Origin of the sequence: Pseudomonas sp. YJ42, from assembly GCF_047225135.1 — a bacterium.
In the GTDB taxonomy this organism is placed as follows: domain Bacteria; phylum Pseudomonadota; class Gammaproteobacteria; order Pseudomonadales; family Pseudomonadaceae; genus Stutzerimonas; species Stutzerimonas stutzeri_E.
In genome coordinates, this window is the sequence record NZ_CP178378.1 from 4,091,943 (window position 1) to 4,103,862 (window position 11,920).

Genomic DNA, 11,920 nt, shown 5'->3' on the forward strand with positions numbered 1-11,920 from the left:
CTTGACCTTCATATCCGTGGCTACGGTCTGCCATCGGCGTCGATTCTTAATTGCCGACGCCTGGGCCAGTCGCGCCGGTCCGATATATCGAACAAGCGTTCTTAAACGCTCTTCTATCATTCCAAAATGCTCTAAAAAGCACTGACGAAATATTTGAGTGACGAATAATTCGTCTGTAGTATTTCGCTCAGTGACGAATTATTCGTCAATGCAGGCATGCATAAATTGCAACGAATAGTGACGGAACGAGCATGGAACTGGAAGAGCTAGAACCTTCAAAGCTGATCGGCCCGCAGCAGGACGTGGAAACCGTCGAATCCTGGGCGGAACGCAATGGTCTGACATGCTCCATGGCCCGCGCCTGGGTCTACCGGGGCGTACTCCCCACTGTAAAACTCGGCAAGCGCCGCATGATTAACAGTGCGCTGCTGCGTAGCTGGCTGCTGGAACAGGAGTGGACCGCATGAATCCTCCTCTCTATACGCAAGCCGCCTTCGCCGCTCTGGCCGGTGTGTCTGTTGAAATGGTCGCCGGTTGGATCAGGACTGGCGCCGTCGAGAGCGTGAAGCTGGGCAAAACCCGTATGGTGCGTTTTCCGGGGGTGAACCAATGAGCCGCACTGACCCGCAATTCAAGCTGCGTATGCCTGCGGCACTCCGCGCCCAGGTCGAACGGTCCGCTTGGGCTGAACGCCGCTCCCTAAATGCCGAAATCGTCATTCGCCTGGAATCATCGTTCTCCCAGGTTGCGCCAAGCGCCAGTGAACAGGAGCGCTCCGAATGATCCGCTCCGTCTACGGAAAGCCAGGGGAGGGGATGACTTATGAACCTGTCCAACTATCTGCGCCTGCCGCACCCCGAGGACTGCGCCTGCTCTGTCTGCTGGTCCCGACGCGAAGTGGCGAAACCCGCTCGCTCCCGGTCCACACCCTGCGCCCAATGCCGCCCCGCATCTGTGCAGCCGATTCGCACAACAAGGATGGGCAAGATCGCTGGTGTCTGGACAGTCCTCACTTCGGAATGGGCGGTGATACCGGCCTCTACCTGCGCGAAACACACGCCACCCGACCGTCCGCCGAAGTATTGGAGCGTTGTGTTCGACACCGGCAAACCCACGCCCTACGTGCCGATCCACGAACCGTTCGAGCTGGAGGCCTGAGCCGTGGCTAATCAAGAACAACACGCTGACTTCTTCTGGCGCGTCTATCTGCCCATCGCATTGCTCGCGGTGGTGATCTTCGGCTTCCCCTGGTTGGCGATGAAGATCAGCCAGCATCGCGACGGAGCCAAGCCCGATAGCGTTCCCGCAAAAACAACCAACACCGAGGCCGAACAGGTCCAGGGCCGCGCTCCCGGCTTGTCCGAACACGCTTCACCGTTCGGAAAAACGGAAGCACGGGCGGAGCGCATCCTTGACCCTGCAGGAACAGAAAAGCCTTCGCTCGTGAGTGTGGGGCAGCTTCTCCGCCCCGCGCTCCCGAGCCCTCGGCGGCAAGAGTGGGATGACAAGGGCAAAGCCCTTGGTGTTAACCAACTAACAGGCAACCGCAACGCGAAGTTTTAACCAGTAGGCCCAGTAACAAACCAGCAGTGGCGAATTTTGAAAGTTCGTCTGCTCGGGATCGCTCGGCCTGCAAAAAGCGAAGACGCGCAATCAAGCGCAACTAGAGAGAGGAAACACAGATGGCACGTTCGACTATGGAAGTTGCATTTCTCGGCACTCAACGCTTCGACGGTGAAGCGGGCCAGAAGTACATCAAGGTCTTCTACGGCGACGAACCAGACGGCAAGACCGAACACGGCCTTTCCATCATCGGCATGGCAGCAGCAGACGAAGTAGCCGATGAGATCTTCGCAGCCGGTGCCCACTTCGAGCCGCTGCAACTGGTGCGCATCCACTTCGAGATTGCCCGTGGCGGCCAGAACAAGGGCAAGAACCTAGCCCTGCAACTGGAAGCCGTGAAACCCCGCAACAGCACCGAACCTGCCCGCGCCGCTGCTCAGCCGAACCCGGCCAAGCCAGCCGACCCAGCCAAAGCCAACTAAGGGGAGGGGCGGACCATGCTGATGGGTGACCGCGTTATCTGCGACTGCTGCGGCAACGACATGGGCAAGCTCATGAGCCTGCCTGCACCGCAAAGCGATCTGCTGCCTGATCTGCGGTTGCCGCCCCATTTCGCCGTCTGTCCCGACTGCGAACCCCTCGAACAAGCCACCGACCTCCTAGAGGCCGGTGCATGAATTTCCTCGCCTGTGACGGTGACTGGCTGCAAGGCGCTGACGGTACGCCCGTCTGCTCCGGGTCGCTGGTTGCCCTCACGGTCGAGGAAATGCAGAGCCTCTACGGCGCTGCACTGTCCTGGGAACAGGTCTCCGAACTACAGGCTGAGGCCATCGTGCTCTTTGCCACCGTGTTCGGATTTCTGGTCCTCAAAAAAGTCCTGAAACAGTGAGGTATCACCCATGCAACTGAACAAGCACTTCATCAAGAAAATCGGCGTTGGCGCTGCTGCCGCGCTCTCCACTTTGGCTGGCACCGTGTACGCCGCTGTTCCACCGGAAGCAACCGGCGCACTGGATGAGGCTGGCACCGATGTCGGCACCATCGGCTGGGCCGTGTTCGCCGTGATCATCGCCGCCATGGCGTTCAAGTACATGCGCCGCGCCCTGTAACCCAGGGTTGCGCACCGCACGTGCCGAAGCAAACAAACCCCGCTCCGGCGGGGTTTTCACTTCCGAGGGGAACGCCAACATGAGTTACCAGCTGTACGTACTGATCCTGACCACCCTGGCGTTCTATCTCGTGTTTTTTGGGCGGGTGTAGGGATGACCATCATGAGAGTGCTGCTTGCCTTTGCCTTGTTTGCGCTGGTCGCGCCGGCCCAGGCGGCAGACTTTACCTGGACCTCATCCTTGGGGCAGGGAAACATCCTGAACCCTCGCGAGCATTGTTTGAACATGCCTGAGGGCAAGGACTTCACCTTTCTGGATGGTAGCGGTCGTCCGGTATCAACACCTACGTTCTCCGCCAGATGTACTTGGCGACGGCCTGGATATATGTCCTTCGAATCGGTTGGTTATGAGGCAAGGGGAACCTGTGAAGCTCCATCAGTTATTGATTCGGATGGTAAATGTGCAGCCCCTGCCAGCGCCTGCGAAGCCACCAACGGCCAAACCATCCTTCACCAGCACCTGATCAAGAGTGCTGTCGGTCAGCCTTCGACCGAACCTCCAGGCAGCGTCTGCGCTAATAGCTGCCAATACACCTGGGGCTTCACCGCGCCGACCAATGTCTATGCCTACACCAGCGGCAATCCCCCTGGCATTTTCGGCTCCTATGAATACAAAAGCGCCGGGCTGGAGTGCACAGGCGGCGAACCGACTCGCACCGCGCCTGCTGGCACAAGCGACACCACCAACCCCGACGACACGCCAACGCCAGATCCCGACAACGCCTGTCCTGAGGGCTACGTCTGGAACGGGGCGTTTTGCAGCAAGGAACCCCCGAAACCCTGTGACCCCGAGGTCGAGGTAGGCGGCTGCGATGACGCTGAAAATCCCGACCCGGAAGATCCGACCGACCCCGAAGATCCCGGCGAAGGGGATGGTGACGGCGATGGCGATGGCGATGGCGATGGAAGCGGTGACGGTGATGGGTCAGGGGATGGCGAAGGCAACGGCGAGGGAGACGGTGAAGGGGATGGCTCTGGTGACGGCGAAGGAGAAGGTGAAGGCCAGTGCGACCCAGCCACCGATCCAGATAAGTGCGTGAAGCCCGGCGTCACCGGTGAAGCCTGTGATGCGCAGATGAGCTGCAAGGGCGATGCGGTCCAATGCGCGATTCTCAAGCAGCAAAAGCAAATGCGCTGCAACGCCGAAGAACAGGCCAATTTTGAAAACAAGAAATCCGATATCGAAGGGCTGTTCCAGGGCGAAGAGTTCGAGCTGAAAGAAGCTGAGGTTAACGCGCCGAGCTTCATCAGTGGCGCTGGGCGCTTCCTGCCGTCCGGTTGCCCCTCACCCGAGAGCATGAACTTGCGCTCTAGCGGTGGCCGCACCCTGCAAATCAAATATGAACCCCTTTGCCAAGCGGCTACGGACATGTCCTGGCTGATCGTCGCCTTTACCGCAATGTTCTGCGCCGTCTACGTGGGCCGCGCCTTTGGAGGTGCCTGATGCATTTTTACTACCTCGCCATGCTCGCGGTAATGATCGTCAAACCGCTGGTGATGATGGTCCTGCGGGTGCTTGGCATCGGCATGGTCAGCTACCTCGGCATTAACTTCGTGATCGGTGAGGCGAAGGATTACATGCTCGCCAACATGGGCAACGTCGCTCAGTCGATCCAGATGATCCTGGGGCTGGCAAAGATCGATGTCGCACTGAACATGTACTTCGCCGCCATCACCACGCGCCTGGTGCTGAGTGGCATCGACAAGCTTGCTGATCGCCGCACCAAGCTTGGCAACGTCACCACCTTCACGGCCTGATCCCATGCTTATTATCCGCACGGGTAAGCCGGGGCACGGCAAGACCCTCAACACCATCCGCGAAGTAGATCAGAGCGCCCACGCCCAGGGCCGCGTCGTCTATTACCACAACATCAACGGCCTCAAGCCCGACCAGCTCAAAGCCAGCTGGTTCGTGTTTGAAGATCCGGAGAAGTGGTTCGAACTACCGGCCGACGCGATCATAGTGGTCGATGAGGCCCAAGGCTGGTTTGGCTCACGCGATCCAAGGGCTCGGCCACCGGAGCACATCACCCGCTTCGAAACCATGCGTCACCAGGGCCATGAAGTGCATCTGGTCACGCAAGATCCGCGCTACCTCGATGTACACCTTCGCCGGCTGTGCAACTCGCATATCCACTATTGGCGCGTCTTCAAGTCCTCCCAACTGCTGCGCTTCGAGTCGGAAGTGGTGGTGGAAAAGGTCGAGGTGAAATCCAGCTTCAAGGATGCCGACAAGAAGTCGCTGCGGCTGGATAAGAAGTACTTCGGTGCCTACACCAGCACGAACGCCAAGCACCATTTCCAAACCAAGGTGCCGACCAAGTTCCTGTTGGCCGCGGCGGTGATCATCGGGGCGGGGTTCTTGGTGTATCGCGCCTATGCCCGCTACGAGCAAGAGAAGACCGCACCGGAAACAGCAGACCACATCGGCGCGCCGATTGAATCCGAAAGCATGGTCGATCAAGCGAAAAGCGTCGTTGGGTCCTTCATCAACCCCATCGGCGGGCAAGGTGCAGAACAGCCGCAAACCCTCGAGCAATACCTCGGGTCGCGTGTGCCCCGGATTCAGGATGTGCCCGGCTCAGCACCGATCTACGACCAGCTGAACGCCCCGCAATCCTTCCCCAAACCCATCTGCATCGCCACGACCGACCGGGATCTGATAGGCCGCAACCGACGGCGCATGAGCATCGGTGACACCGATGACGGGCTGACCGGCTGCCGCTGCAATACCCAGCAAGGCACGTTGCTGGAGGTGTCGTTCGAGTTCTGCATGACAGTCGTGCAGAACGGCTACTTCGACCCGACGAAGCCCGACCGAGGCTCGATGCTGGATCAGAGCCGGAACAACCCGCTACCGGCACCGCAGCCGGTTGCACAGCCTCGTCAGGACCAGAACGAACCCCAGGGCACCCGGTTTACCCGCGTGCCGTACGAGAAGGGGCAATTCCTGTGGTGAAGACCGTCAGCGCGTCCTTGGCACGCACGGCGAGGCACGAGCCGGCGTGCTGCGCGCGCTGACGTCCCTGTAACACGTCAGATAAACCAGTTTGAACAGTGTCGATTCGTTGCTATTTGGAGCACTAGAAAATGAGCGTTAAGGACCAAATCAGAGTTAATCGCCAATTCGAAGAAACGCCTGATGGGCGTCTTTTCTTCGACCATATGACCGCAAAGCTCACCGACCTGACAGGCGTTCGTCTGCTGCGTTGTGGTGTCGATACGGTCCGTCAGCTTTACCGCGGGCTGATTCGACCGGAAATCATGGTGCTATTCGAGAAACCGGGTGCCTTGGTCGAGTTCGCTGGGCAGATCTGGCATTCCGGTCGGGTAGGGCGTGATTCGGGCTACCAGTACAAACTGCAAAACGCTGATCTCGGTTTCATCCTGCTTATCAAGAACTTCAACGCCAAGCTCGACAGCATCGGCCCACACCTGAAAATCGAAGTGTCGCCCCATGCCATAGACACGCTGTCGCCTGAGCGTCTGCAAGAGCGCATGGATTATTACGCTGCCGCAGTGCTGACCCACAGGGAGCGTAACCAGTGTGCCGTTCACCTCGCGTTGGATCTCCAAGGCTGGAAGCCTCCGGTGGATCTGGTAGCGCGCCTGCACTGTCGCGCCCGGACACACCGCGATATTTCGGGCATCAATGAAATCAACTGGGCAACCAAGTCCAGCGTTTACGGGCGTGGAGAAACGTCCATGTTCGGCTCTGCCGGAGGTGTTCAGCTCTGCATTTACAACAAGACCGAACAGGCCCGCGCTACCGATAAGCTCGATTTTTGGGAAAGCGTCTGGCGTCGTCGTGATTCATTCGATCAGGCTGACCCGGATAACTACGATCCAAAGGCGGACGTTTGGCGCGTCGAGCTGCGCTACCACCATTCGGTCATCCAGCAATTCGCTAGCGGATCGATCAGCGCTAAGACCGGCGAGGCCATCGAAACGGATTCATTCGCAGCGTTCTCGGCCCATCTGGACGGCCTGTGGCGCTACGGGCTGTGCCAGTTCAAGTTGCTGCATCGGCCTGGGCAATACGAGCCGATCTGGACGTTGATGCGTGATGACGTGCGGGTCGATGTAGCGGTGGATTCACTGGTCGATGAGACGGAATACAAGCGCTACTACAAGACTAGCCGTGGCTTCAGCGGCAAGAACGTCGAGTTATTCCTGGGAAACTTCGTAAGCCTGCTGGCACGGGAGCGAGTGGGCGCTAAAACCGCATTTGATCGACTGAAGGAATGGGAATGCTGGCCGGTGATTCGTGATCACTACGCGTCCAAGGATATGACGGAGCGTGATCTGTACAACCACATCAAGAACCTACTCCAAGAGCGGCATGTGCGGTGGGGTAGGGCGGTCTGATGTCGATCGAGCAACTGCCTGACGGTCGATGGAAAGTCGATGTTGAACCGGTGAAAGGGCGTCGTTTTCGCAAAACACTGAAGACGAAAGCGGAGGCTCAGCGCTTCGAAGCGACTTGTCGAACCCTGTGCGTTCAGTCGAACAACTGGGCACCCAGGCCAAAGGACAGGCGAAAGCTGTCTGAGCTGGTTGGGCTGTGGTTCGATTTGCATGGAATTTCGCTTACCGATGGGCTGCGTCGTGCTGCGATTCTTCGTGCTTCGTGCAAGGCGTTGGGCGACCCGGTTGCCAGTACCGTCGACGGTGCCAAGATCGCCGCAGTGCGTGCCCGCTGGATGGCAAACGGAGTGACCGGCAAGACGGCTAACAATCGGCTTGGTTACCTGAAAGCGGTCTACAACGAGCTGCACAAGCTCGACGTTATCGACTATCCGTGCCCGTTCTCGCGGATCAAGCCCGTCCGGTTGCAGGAACGCCCCTTGGCCTACCTGACCAAGCCGCAGATAACCGAACTGCTCGATGCCCTCAAAGCACGCTCCACCTCTCCGCATCCCGCCCTTGTTGCGCGGATCTGTTTGGCGACCGGTGCTCGATGGGGTGAGGCTCAGGCGTTGCGACCAGATCGGATTAGAGGCAATGCCCTGGTGTTCGCCAATACCAAGTCGAAGCGAGTGAGGATGGTCCCGGTGACGGCTGAGCTGGTGGCCATGATTCAACAGCACTGGAAGCAGCATGGTCTGTTCACCAACTGCATCGGTGTATTTCGCCAGGTGCTTCTGTCGACCACGATCAATCCGCCTCGGGGCCAAGCGAGCCATATCCTGCGTCACACCTTCGCCGCTCACTTCATCATGGGCGGTGGCCACATCGTGACTCTGAAAGAGATCCTGGGGCATGCATCGCTGAACATGACGATGCGCTACGCACATCTTGCTCCCGAGCACTTGAATGATGCGATTAGGCTAGGACCGTTGACACAGCTCTAGCATCGCCAGTAAATGCATGCCTTGATTGGTTGCATAGGGCAGGGAAGCAATATGAAATTCCGATATCGCATCGTCCAAGAGTTGATCGTCGTCGTCGGAACCGGTGGCGTCCCTTTGGTAGTTGCTTATTGGTTTGGCGGAGCTGAGCTTTTAGGCAAGCTTTTTTCGGCGTTCATGCCCGACAGGGTCTACGTTTTCTATCTAGTGCTGCTCCTAATCCCTTTCGCCGTGATCTCTTGGCTAGATCGGAGTCTTTGGAAAAGAACGGATACGCAACGGGCAGTTTGGGCTTTCGCACGGTCGACACTGGGTGAGTTGAGTTCCGGGATCTTCGGTTTGTGGCGAGCTATATCTGGCGCGTTGCTAGGCATGCCTTTTCTTTGGTTTCTAATCGAGCCGGAAACCTGGCAGTTTGAGAAATCGCTAGAGCTATTTGCCATTGGCTTGCTCGCTTTCGCAGAGTGCTGTGTTTTCTCGTGGGCAAATTTTTACGTCCACACTAACTGGGCAACGCCTTCCCCCCGGCGAGCGCTTTTCGACACTTCTTCGACACCACTAATCAGCGGAAACAAAAAAGCCCTGTAAAAACAGGGCCTTATCGTTCGGTATCTGGAGCGGGCGAAGGGAATCGAACCCTCGTCATGAGCTTGGGAAGCTCAGGTAATGCCATTATACGACGCCCGCTCAGGGGGGCCTTTGTACCAGAAGGCCGTGTGGAAATGAAGCGGGCGTGAGGGCTTTTTCGGTGAGTGGGTTAGATCTGTGCGGTCTCGGCGGCGGTCAGTGTTCGGTAGCGGCCAGGGGTGAGGGCGGTATCCAGGGTCAGTGGCCCCATGCGCTCGCGGTGCAGGGCGGTGACCTTGTTGTTGAATTGGCCGAACATCCGTTTGACCTGATGGTAGCGACCTTCACGCAGAGTCAGGCGTGCCTGATGCGAGTCCAGTAGTTCCAGTTTGGCAGGCAGGGTGGTGAGGTTCTCGAAGCGAAAGTAGAGGCCTTCGGCAAAGCGATCGACACACGCCGGGTCGATGGGGTCTTCGGTTTCCACCAGGTAAGTTTTACCTAGCTGGCTTGAGGGTTGGGTTAGGCGGCGCGACCAGAGCCCATCGTTGGTGATGATCAGCAGCCCGGTGGTGTTGAAGTCTAGCCGTCCGGCGATGTGCAGTTGGTCCTTGTCGGGTTCGTGCAACAAATCCAGTACCGTTGGGTGTTGCCGATCGGATGTCGCACTGACGCAGCCAACCGGTTTGTTCAGCATAAAAAATCGAGCAGGCTTGCCTGCCTGCAATATTTCACCGTCAAGTTCGACGCGGTCGAAGAGGCGGACCTCATGGGTGCCATCGCAGATGATCTTGCTATTCACCGACGCGCGGCCCGAAGCCAACAGCAGGCGTGCCTGACGATGGCTGCAGTGGGGCAGGTTGGCTAGAAAGCGGTCGAGGCGCATCAGGATTTTGTAGGCAGCTCGCCACGCGCGCAGCGCTGGCAAATACAGGCTTTGTTCAGCGCGTCGTCAGGAATCTGTTCACTGGCTTCTGGCGCGATTTCAGCGCTGAAGCACCAGCAAGGCTGCGTTGCGGTAGCCGGGTTGCTGAGGCTGCATTGATTGGGTTCGCCGCAGACCGGGCATTTACTGGAATCGAGCGTGTGAGTCATAACCGCCTCCAGACAGTGGCTGCGCATGATGGTGGAGCGGCCAATCGGGGCTCGAAGCGGGAGACCGGCGTTGCGCACGGCTCCCGCACTGTCACCTCGTTACTTGACGCGCTGCCCTGGTTTGGCGCCGCTGTCCGGGCTGAGTAGATAGATTTCTTCGCCGCCTGGGCCCGCTGCGAGCACCATGCCTTCGGACACGCCGAATTTCATTTTGCGCGCCGCGAGGTTGGCGACGTAGAGGGTCAGTCGGCCTTCCAGCTGGCTCGGGTCCGGGTAGGCGCTCTTGATGCCGGAGAACACGTTGCGCTTGGCGTCGCCGATATCCAGCGTCAGGCGCAGCAGCTTGTCTGCGCCTTGGACGAATTCGCATTTCTCTATCAGGGCGATGCGCAGGTCGACTGCCGCAAAGGCGTCGAAGCCGATCTCAGCTGCCAGCGGCTCCTTGACCAGCTCGCCGTTGCCTATGGATTGGGCGGCGGCTTCGGTGGAGGCGAGGTCTTCCTTGGACGATTCGATCATGGCTTCGATTTTCGCGGGCTCGATACGGGTCAGCAGTGGCGTGAAGGCGTTCAGCTGGTGGTTGCTCAGAAGCTCGGCGTGGTCGTTCCAGGTCAGCGGCTCGACATTGAGGAAACGCTCGGCGTCCGCTGCCAGATTCGGCAGCACCGGCTTGAGGAAGATCACCAGCTGGCGGAACAGATTGACACCCGTGGCGCAGATCGCCTGGACTTCAGCCTGTTTGCCTTCCTGCTTGTTCAGCGCCCAAGGCGCCTTGTCGGCAATCCAGGCGTTGGCGCGATCGGCTAGGCCCATGATCTCGCGCATCGCTCGGGCGAAGTCTCGGCTTTCGTAAGCTTCGGCGATCGACGGGGCGGCCGCGCGGAAGGCATCGGTCAGTTCGGGAGCGGCGTTGTCCGCTACCAGCAGTCCCGCGTTGCCCTTGTGGACGAAGCCGGCGCAGCGGCTGGCGATGTTGACCACCTTGCCGACCAGATCGGAATTGACCTTCTGCACGAAGTCTTCGAGGTTGAGGTCGAGATCGTCCACACCACGGCCGAGCTTGGCGGCGTAGTAGTAGCGCAGATACTCGGGGTTCAGGTGTTCGAGGTAGGTGCGCGCCTTGATGAAGGTGCCGCGTGATTTGGACATTTTCTGACCGTTCACCGTCAGGTAGCCGTGCACCGCGACGGCGGTTGGCTTGCGCAGGCCCGCGCCTTCGAGCATGGCGGGCCAGAATAGGGTGTGGAAATTGATGATGTCCTTACCGATGAAGTGGTACAGCTCAGTGGTCGAATCCTTCCTCCAGAAGGCATCGAAGTCTAGCTCCGGGTGGCGCGCGCAGAGATTCTTGAAGCTGGCCATATAGCCGATCGGGGCATCCAGCCAGACGTAGAAGTACTTGCCGGGCTCGCCTGGGATTTCGAAACCGAAGTAGGGGGCGTCGCGGGAAATATCCCATTCGTGCAGGCCCGCATCGAGCCACTCGGCGATCTTGTTCGCCACCGAGTCTTGCAGGGTGCCGCTGCGCGTCCACTGCTTGAGCATCGCCTCGAAGTCGGGCAGTTTGAAAAAGAAGTGCTTGGAGTCGCGCAGCACCGGCGTAGCGCCGGAAATGGCCGAGCGCGGATCTTTCAGTTCGGTGGGCTCGTAGGTCGCGCCGCACTTCTCGCAGTTGTCGCCGTACTGGTCCTCAGCGCCACACTTCGGGCAGGTGCCCTTGATGAAGCGGTCCGCGAGGAACATGCCTTTCTCGGGATCGAAATACTGGGTCACCGAGCGGGTGGCGATATGTCCGGCGTCGCGTAGACGCGTGTAGATCATCTCGGACAGTTCACGGTTCTCTTCGGAGTGGGTCGAATGGAAGTTGTCGAAATTGACCAGGAAATCGGCGAAATCTGCACTGTGCTCGGCCTGCACATTAGCAATCAGCTGTTCGGCGGTGATGCCTTCCTTCTCGGCACGCAGCATGATGGCCGAGCCGTGGGCGTCGTCGGCGCAAACATAAATGCACTGGTTGCCGCGCAGTTTCTGAAATCGCACCCACATGTCCGTCTGGATGTACTCGAGCATGTGGCCAAGGTGGATCGAACCGTTGGCGTAGGGCAGGGCACTGGTAACGAGGATCTGGCGAGCTTCGGACATTGGAGATCTGCAGTCGGGATTGCGAAGTGAGTCAGTA

Annotated in this window: 18 protein-coding genes and 1 tRNA gene; 15 read left to right on the forward strand and 4 right to left on the reverse strand. The window is 58.9% G+C overall.

What is annotated here, in order from left to right:
• The first annotated feature begins 251 nt into the window (after window positions 1–251).
• The 15 genes from ACL0K2_RS18855 (at window position 252) to ACL0K2_RS18925 (ending at window position 8,670) form a co-directional block, all read left to right on the forward strand.
• Entirely contained in the window at window positions 252–467 is a 216-nt protein-coding gene (locus tag ACL0K2_RS18855) for a DNA-binding protein (protein WP_102847489.1), read from the forward strand.
• Window positions 464–613, forward strand: coding sequence for a hypothetical protein (locus ACL0K2_RS18860; RefSeq protein ID WP_413043203.1), 150 nt, complete (start codon window positions 464–466; stop codon window positions 611–613). Before ACL0K2_RS18855 ends, ACL0K2_RS18860 begins: the two co-directional genes overlap by 4 nt.
• Window positions 614–642: 29 nt before the next feature.
• Entirely contained in the window at window positions 643–783 is a 141-nt protein-coding gene (locus ACL0K2_RS18865; protein WP_413044492.1) for an Arc family DNA-binding protein, read from the forward strand.
• Window positions 784–822: 39 nt separating this feature from the next.
• The gene (gene pflM, locus ACL0K2_RS18870; protein ID WP_413043204.1) at window positions 823–1,158 is read left to right on the forward strand and encodes a lysogeny maintenance protein PflM; all 336 of its coding nucleotides are present in this window, start codon (window positions 823–825) and stop codon (window positions 1,156–1,158) included.
• Window positions 1,159–1,161: 3 nt separating this feature from the next.
• Window positions 1,162–1,563 carry a hypothetical protein gene (locus tag ACL0K2_RS18875; RefSeq protein ID WP_413043205.1) on the forward strand — a complete coding sequence of 134 codons (402 nt, stop codon included), beginning with the start codon at window positions 1,162–1,164 and terminating at the stop codon, window positions 1,561–1,563.
• Between the two features lie 119 nt (window positions 1,564–1,682).
• Window positions 1,683–2,045: a hypothetical protein gene (locus ACL0K2_RS18880; RefSeq protein WP_413043206.1), complete on the forward strand. Its 363-nt coding sequence runs from the start codon at window positions 1,683–1,685 to the stop codon at window positions 2,043–2,045.
• Window positions 2,046–2,066: 21 nt separating this feature from the next.
• A complete protein-coding gene (locus tag ACL0K2_RS18885; RefSeq protein WP_413043207.1) occupies window positions 2,067–2,240 on the forward strand; it encodes a hypothetical protein in 174 nt (57 codons plus the stop codon).
• Complete coding sequence (locus ACL0K2_RS18890) at window positions 2,237–2,452, forward strand: hypothetical protein (RefSeq protein WP_046162624.1); 216 nt, start codon at window positions 2,237–2,239, stop codon at window positions 2,450–2,452. The genes ACL0K2_RS18885 and ACL0K2_RS18890 overlap by 4 nt, the downstream gene beginning before the upstream one ends.
• A gap of 10 nt (window positions 2,453–2,462) precedes the next feature.
• Window positions 2,463–2,672, forward strand: coding sequence for a major capsid protein (locus tag ACL0K2_RS18895; protein ID WP_046162623.1), 210 nt, complete (start codon window positions 2,463–2,465; stop codon window positions 2,670–2,672).
• Between the two features lie 162 nt (window positions 2,673–2,834).
• A complete protein-coding gene (locus tag ACL0K2_RS18900) occupies window positions 2,835–4,175 on the forward strand; it encodes a virulence factor TspB C-terminal domain-related protein (RefSeq protein WP_413043208.1) in 1,341 nt (446 codons plus the stop codon).
• Window positions 4,175–4,489: a DUF2523 domain-containing protein gene (locus ACL0K2_RS18905; protein ID WP_413043209.1), complete on the forward strand. Its 315-nt coding sequence runs from the start codon at window positions 4,175–4,177 to the stop codon at window positions 4,487–4,489. Before ACL0K2_RS18900 ends, ACL0K2_RS18905 begins: the two co-directional genes overlap by 1 nt.
• Before the next feature lie 4 nt (window positions 4,490–4,493).
• Complete coding sequence (locus ACL0K2_RS18910) at window positions 4,494–5,690, forward strand: zonular occludens toxin domain-containing protein (RefSeq protein WP_413043210.1); 1,197 nt, start codon at window positions 4,494–4,496, stop codon at window positions 5,688–5,690.
• Window positions 5,691–5,821: 131 nt separating this feature from the next.
• Window positions 5,822–7,099 (forward strand): hypothetical protein, encoded by a 1,278-nt coding sequence (locus tag ACL0K2_RS18915; RefSeq protein WP_413043211.1) that lies wholly within the window; start codon window positions 5,822–5,824, stop codon window positions 7,097–7,099.
• On the forward strand, window positions 7,099–8,085 hold the full coding sequence (locus tag ACL0K2_RS18920; RefSeq protein WP_413043212.1) for a tyrosine-type recombinase/integrase: 987 nt from the start codon (window positions 7,099–7,101) through the stop codon (window positions 8,083–8,085). The genes ACL0K2_RS18915 and ACL0K2_RS18920 overlap by 1 nt, the downstream gene beginning before the upstream one ends.
• A gap of 51 nt (window positions 8,086–8,136) precedes the next feature.
• On the forward strand, window positions 8,137–8,670 hold the full coding sequence (locus ACL0K2_RS18925; RefSeq protein WP_413043213.1) for a hypothetical protein: 534 nt from the start codon (window positions 8,137–8,139) through the stop codon (window positions 8,668–8,670).
• Window positions 8,671–8,695: 25 nt separating this feature from the next.
• Here ACL0K2_RS18925 and ACL0K2_RS18930 read toward each other — a convergent pair.
• The 4 genes from ACL0K2_RS18930 to metG all read right to left on the reverse strand — a co-directional run bounded on the left by ACL0K2_RS18930 (window position 8,696) and on the right by metG (window position 11,883).
• Window positions 8,696–8,769 (reverse strand) — tRNA-Gly (locus ACL0K2_RS18930).
• Between the two features lie 70 nt (window positions 8,770–8,839).
• Complete coding sequence (locus ACL0K2_RS18935; RefSeq protein WP_413043214.1) at window positions 8,840–9,532, reverse strand: pseudouridine synthase; 693 nt, start codon at window positions 9,530–9,532, stop codon at window positions 8,840–8,842.
• Complete coding sequence (locus ACL0K2_RS18940; RefSeq protein WP_413043215.1) at window positions 9,532–9,768, reverse strand: cysteine-rich CWC family protein; 237 nt, start codon at window positions 9,766–9,768, stop codon at window positions 9,532–9,534. Before ACL0K2_RS18940 ends, ACL0K2_RS18935 begins: the two co-directional genes overlap by 1 nt.
• A 72-nt stretch (window positions 9,769–9,840) precedes the next feature.
• Window positions 9,841–11,883: a methionine--tRNA ligase gene (gene metG, locus ACL0K2_RS18945; protein WP_413043216.1), complete on the reverse strand. Its 2,043-nt coding sequence runs from the start codon at window positions 11,881–11,883 to the stop codon at window positions 9,841–9,843.
• Between the last annotated feature and the right edge of the window lie 37 nt (window positions 11,884–11,920).

What these genes read in the sequence shown, in the direction of transcription:
- ACL0K2_RS18855 (WP_102847489.1), top strand. Translation starts at nt 252, where the DNA reads ATGGAACTGGAAGAGCTAGAACCTTCAAAGCTGATCGGCCCGCAGCAG.
- ACL0K2_RS18860 (WP_413043203.1), top strand. Translation starts at nt 464, where the DNA reads ATGAATCCTCCTCTCTATACGCAAGCCGCCTTCGCCGCTCTGGCCGGT.
- ACL0K2_RS18865 (WP_413044492.1), top strand. Translation starts at nt 643, where the DNA reads ATGCCTGCGGCACTCCGCGCCCAGGTCGAACGGTCCGCTTGGGCTGAA.
- pflM (WP_413043204.1), top strand. Translation starts at nt 823, where the DNA reads ATGAACCTGTCCAACTATCTGCGCCTGCCGCACCCCGAGGACTGCGCC.
- ACL0K2_RS18880 (WP_413043206.1), top strand. Translation starts at nt 1,683, where the DNA reads ATGGCACGTTCGACTATGGAAGTTGCATTTCTCGGCACTCAACGCTTC.
- ACL0K2_RS18885 (WP_413043207.1), top strand. Translation starts at nt 2,067, where the DNA reads ATGGGTGACCGCGTTATCTGCGACTGCTGCGGCAACGACATGGGCAAG.
- ACL0K2_RS18890 (WP_046162624.1), top strand. Translation starts at nt 2,237, where the DNA reads ATGAATTTCCTCGCCTGTGACGGTGACTGGCTGCAAGGCGCTGACGGT.
- ACL0K2_RS18895 (WP_046162623.1), top strand. Translation starts at nt 2,463, where the DNA reads ATGCAACTGAACAAGCACTTCATCAAGAAAATCGGCGTTGGCGCTGCT.
- ACL0K2_RS18900 (WP_413043208.1), top strand. Translation starts at nt 2,835, where the DNA reads ATGAGAGTGCTGCTTGCCTTTGCCTTGTTTGCGCTGGTCGCGCCGGCC.
- ACL0K2_RS18905 (WP_413043209.1), top strand. Translation starts at nt 4,175, where the DNA reads ATGCATTTTTACTACCTCGCCATGCTCGCGGTAATGATCGTCAAACCG.
- ACL0K2_RS18910 (WP_413043210.1), top strand. Translation starts at nt 4,494, where the DNA reads ATGCTTATTATCCGCACGGGTAAGCCGGGGCACGGCAAGACCCTCAAC.
- ACL0K2_RS18915 (WP_413043211.1), top strand. Translation starts at nt 5,822, where the DNA reads ATGAGCGTTAAGGACCAAATCAGAGTTAATCGCCAATTCGAAGAAACG.
- ACL0K2_RS18920 (WP_413043212.1), top strand. Translation starts at nt 7,099, where the DNA reads ATGTCGATCGAGCAACTGCCTGACGGTCGATGGAAAGTCGATGTTGAA.
- ACL0K2_RS18925 (WP_413043213.1), top strand. Translation starts at nt 8,137, where the DNA reads ATGAAATTCCGATATCGCATCGTCCAAGAGTTGATCGTCGTCGTCGGA.
- ACL0K2_RS18935 (WP_413043214.1), bottom strand. Translation starts at nt 9,532, where the DNA reads ATGCGCCTCGACCGCTTTCTAGCCAACCTGCCCCACTGCAGCCATCGT.
- ACL0K2_RS18940 (WP_413043215.1), bottom strand. Translation starts at nt 9,768, where the DNA reads ATGCGCAGCCACTGTCTGGAGGCGGTTATGACTCACACGCTCGATTCC.
- metG (WP_413043216.1), bottom strand. Translation starts at nt 11,883, where the DNA reads ATGTCCGAAGCTCGCCAGATCCTCGTTACCAGTGCCCTGCCCTACGCC.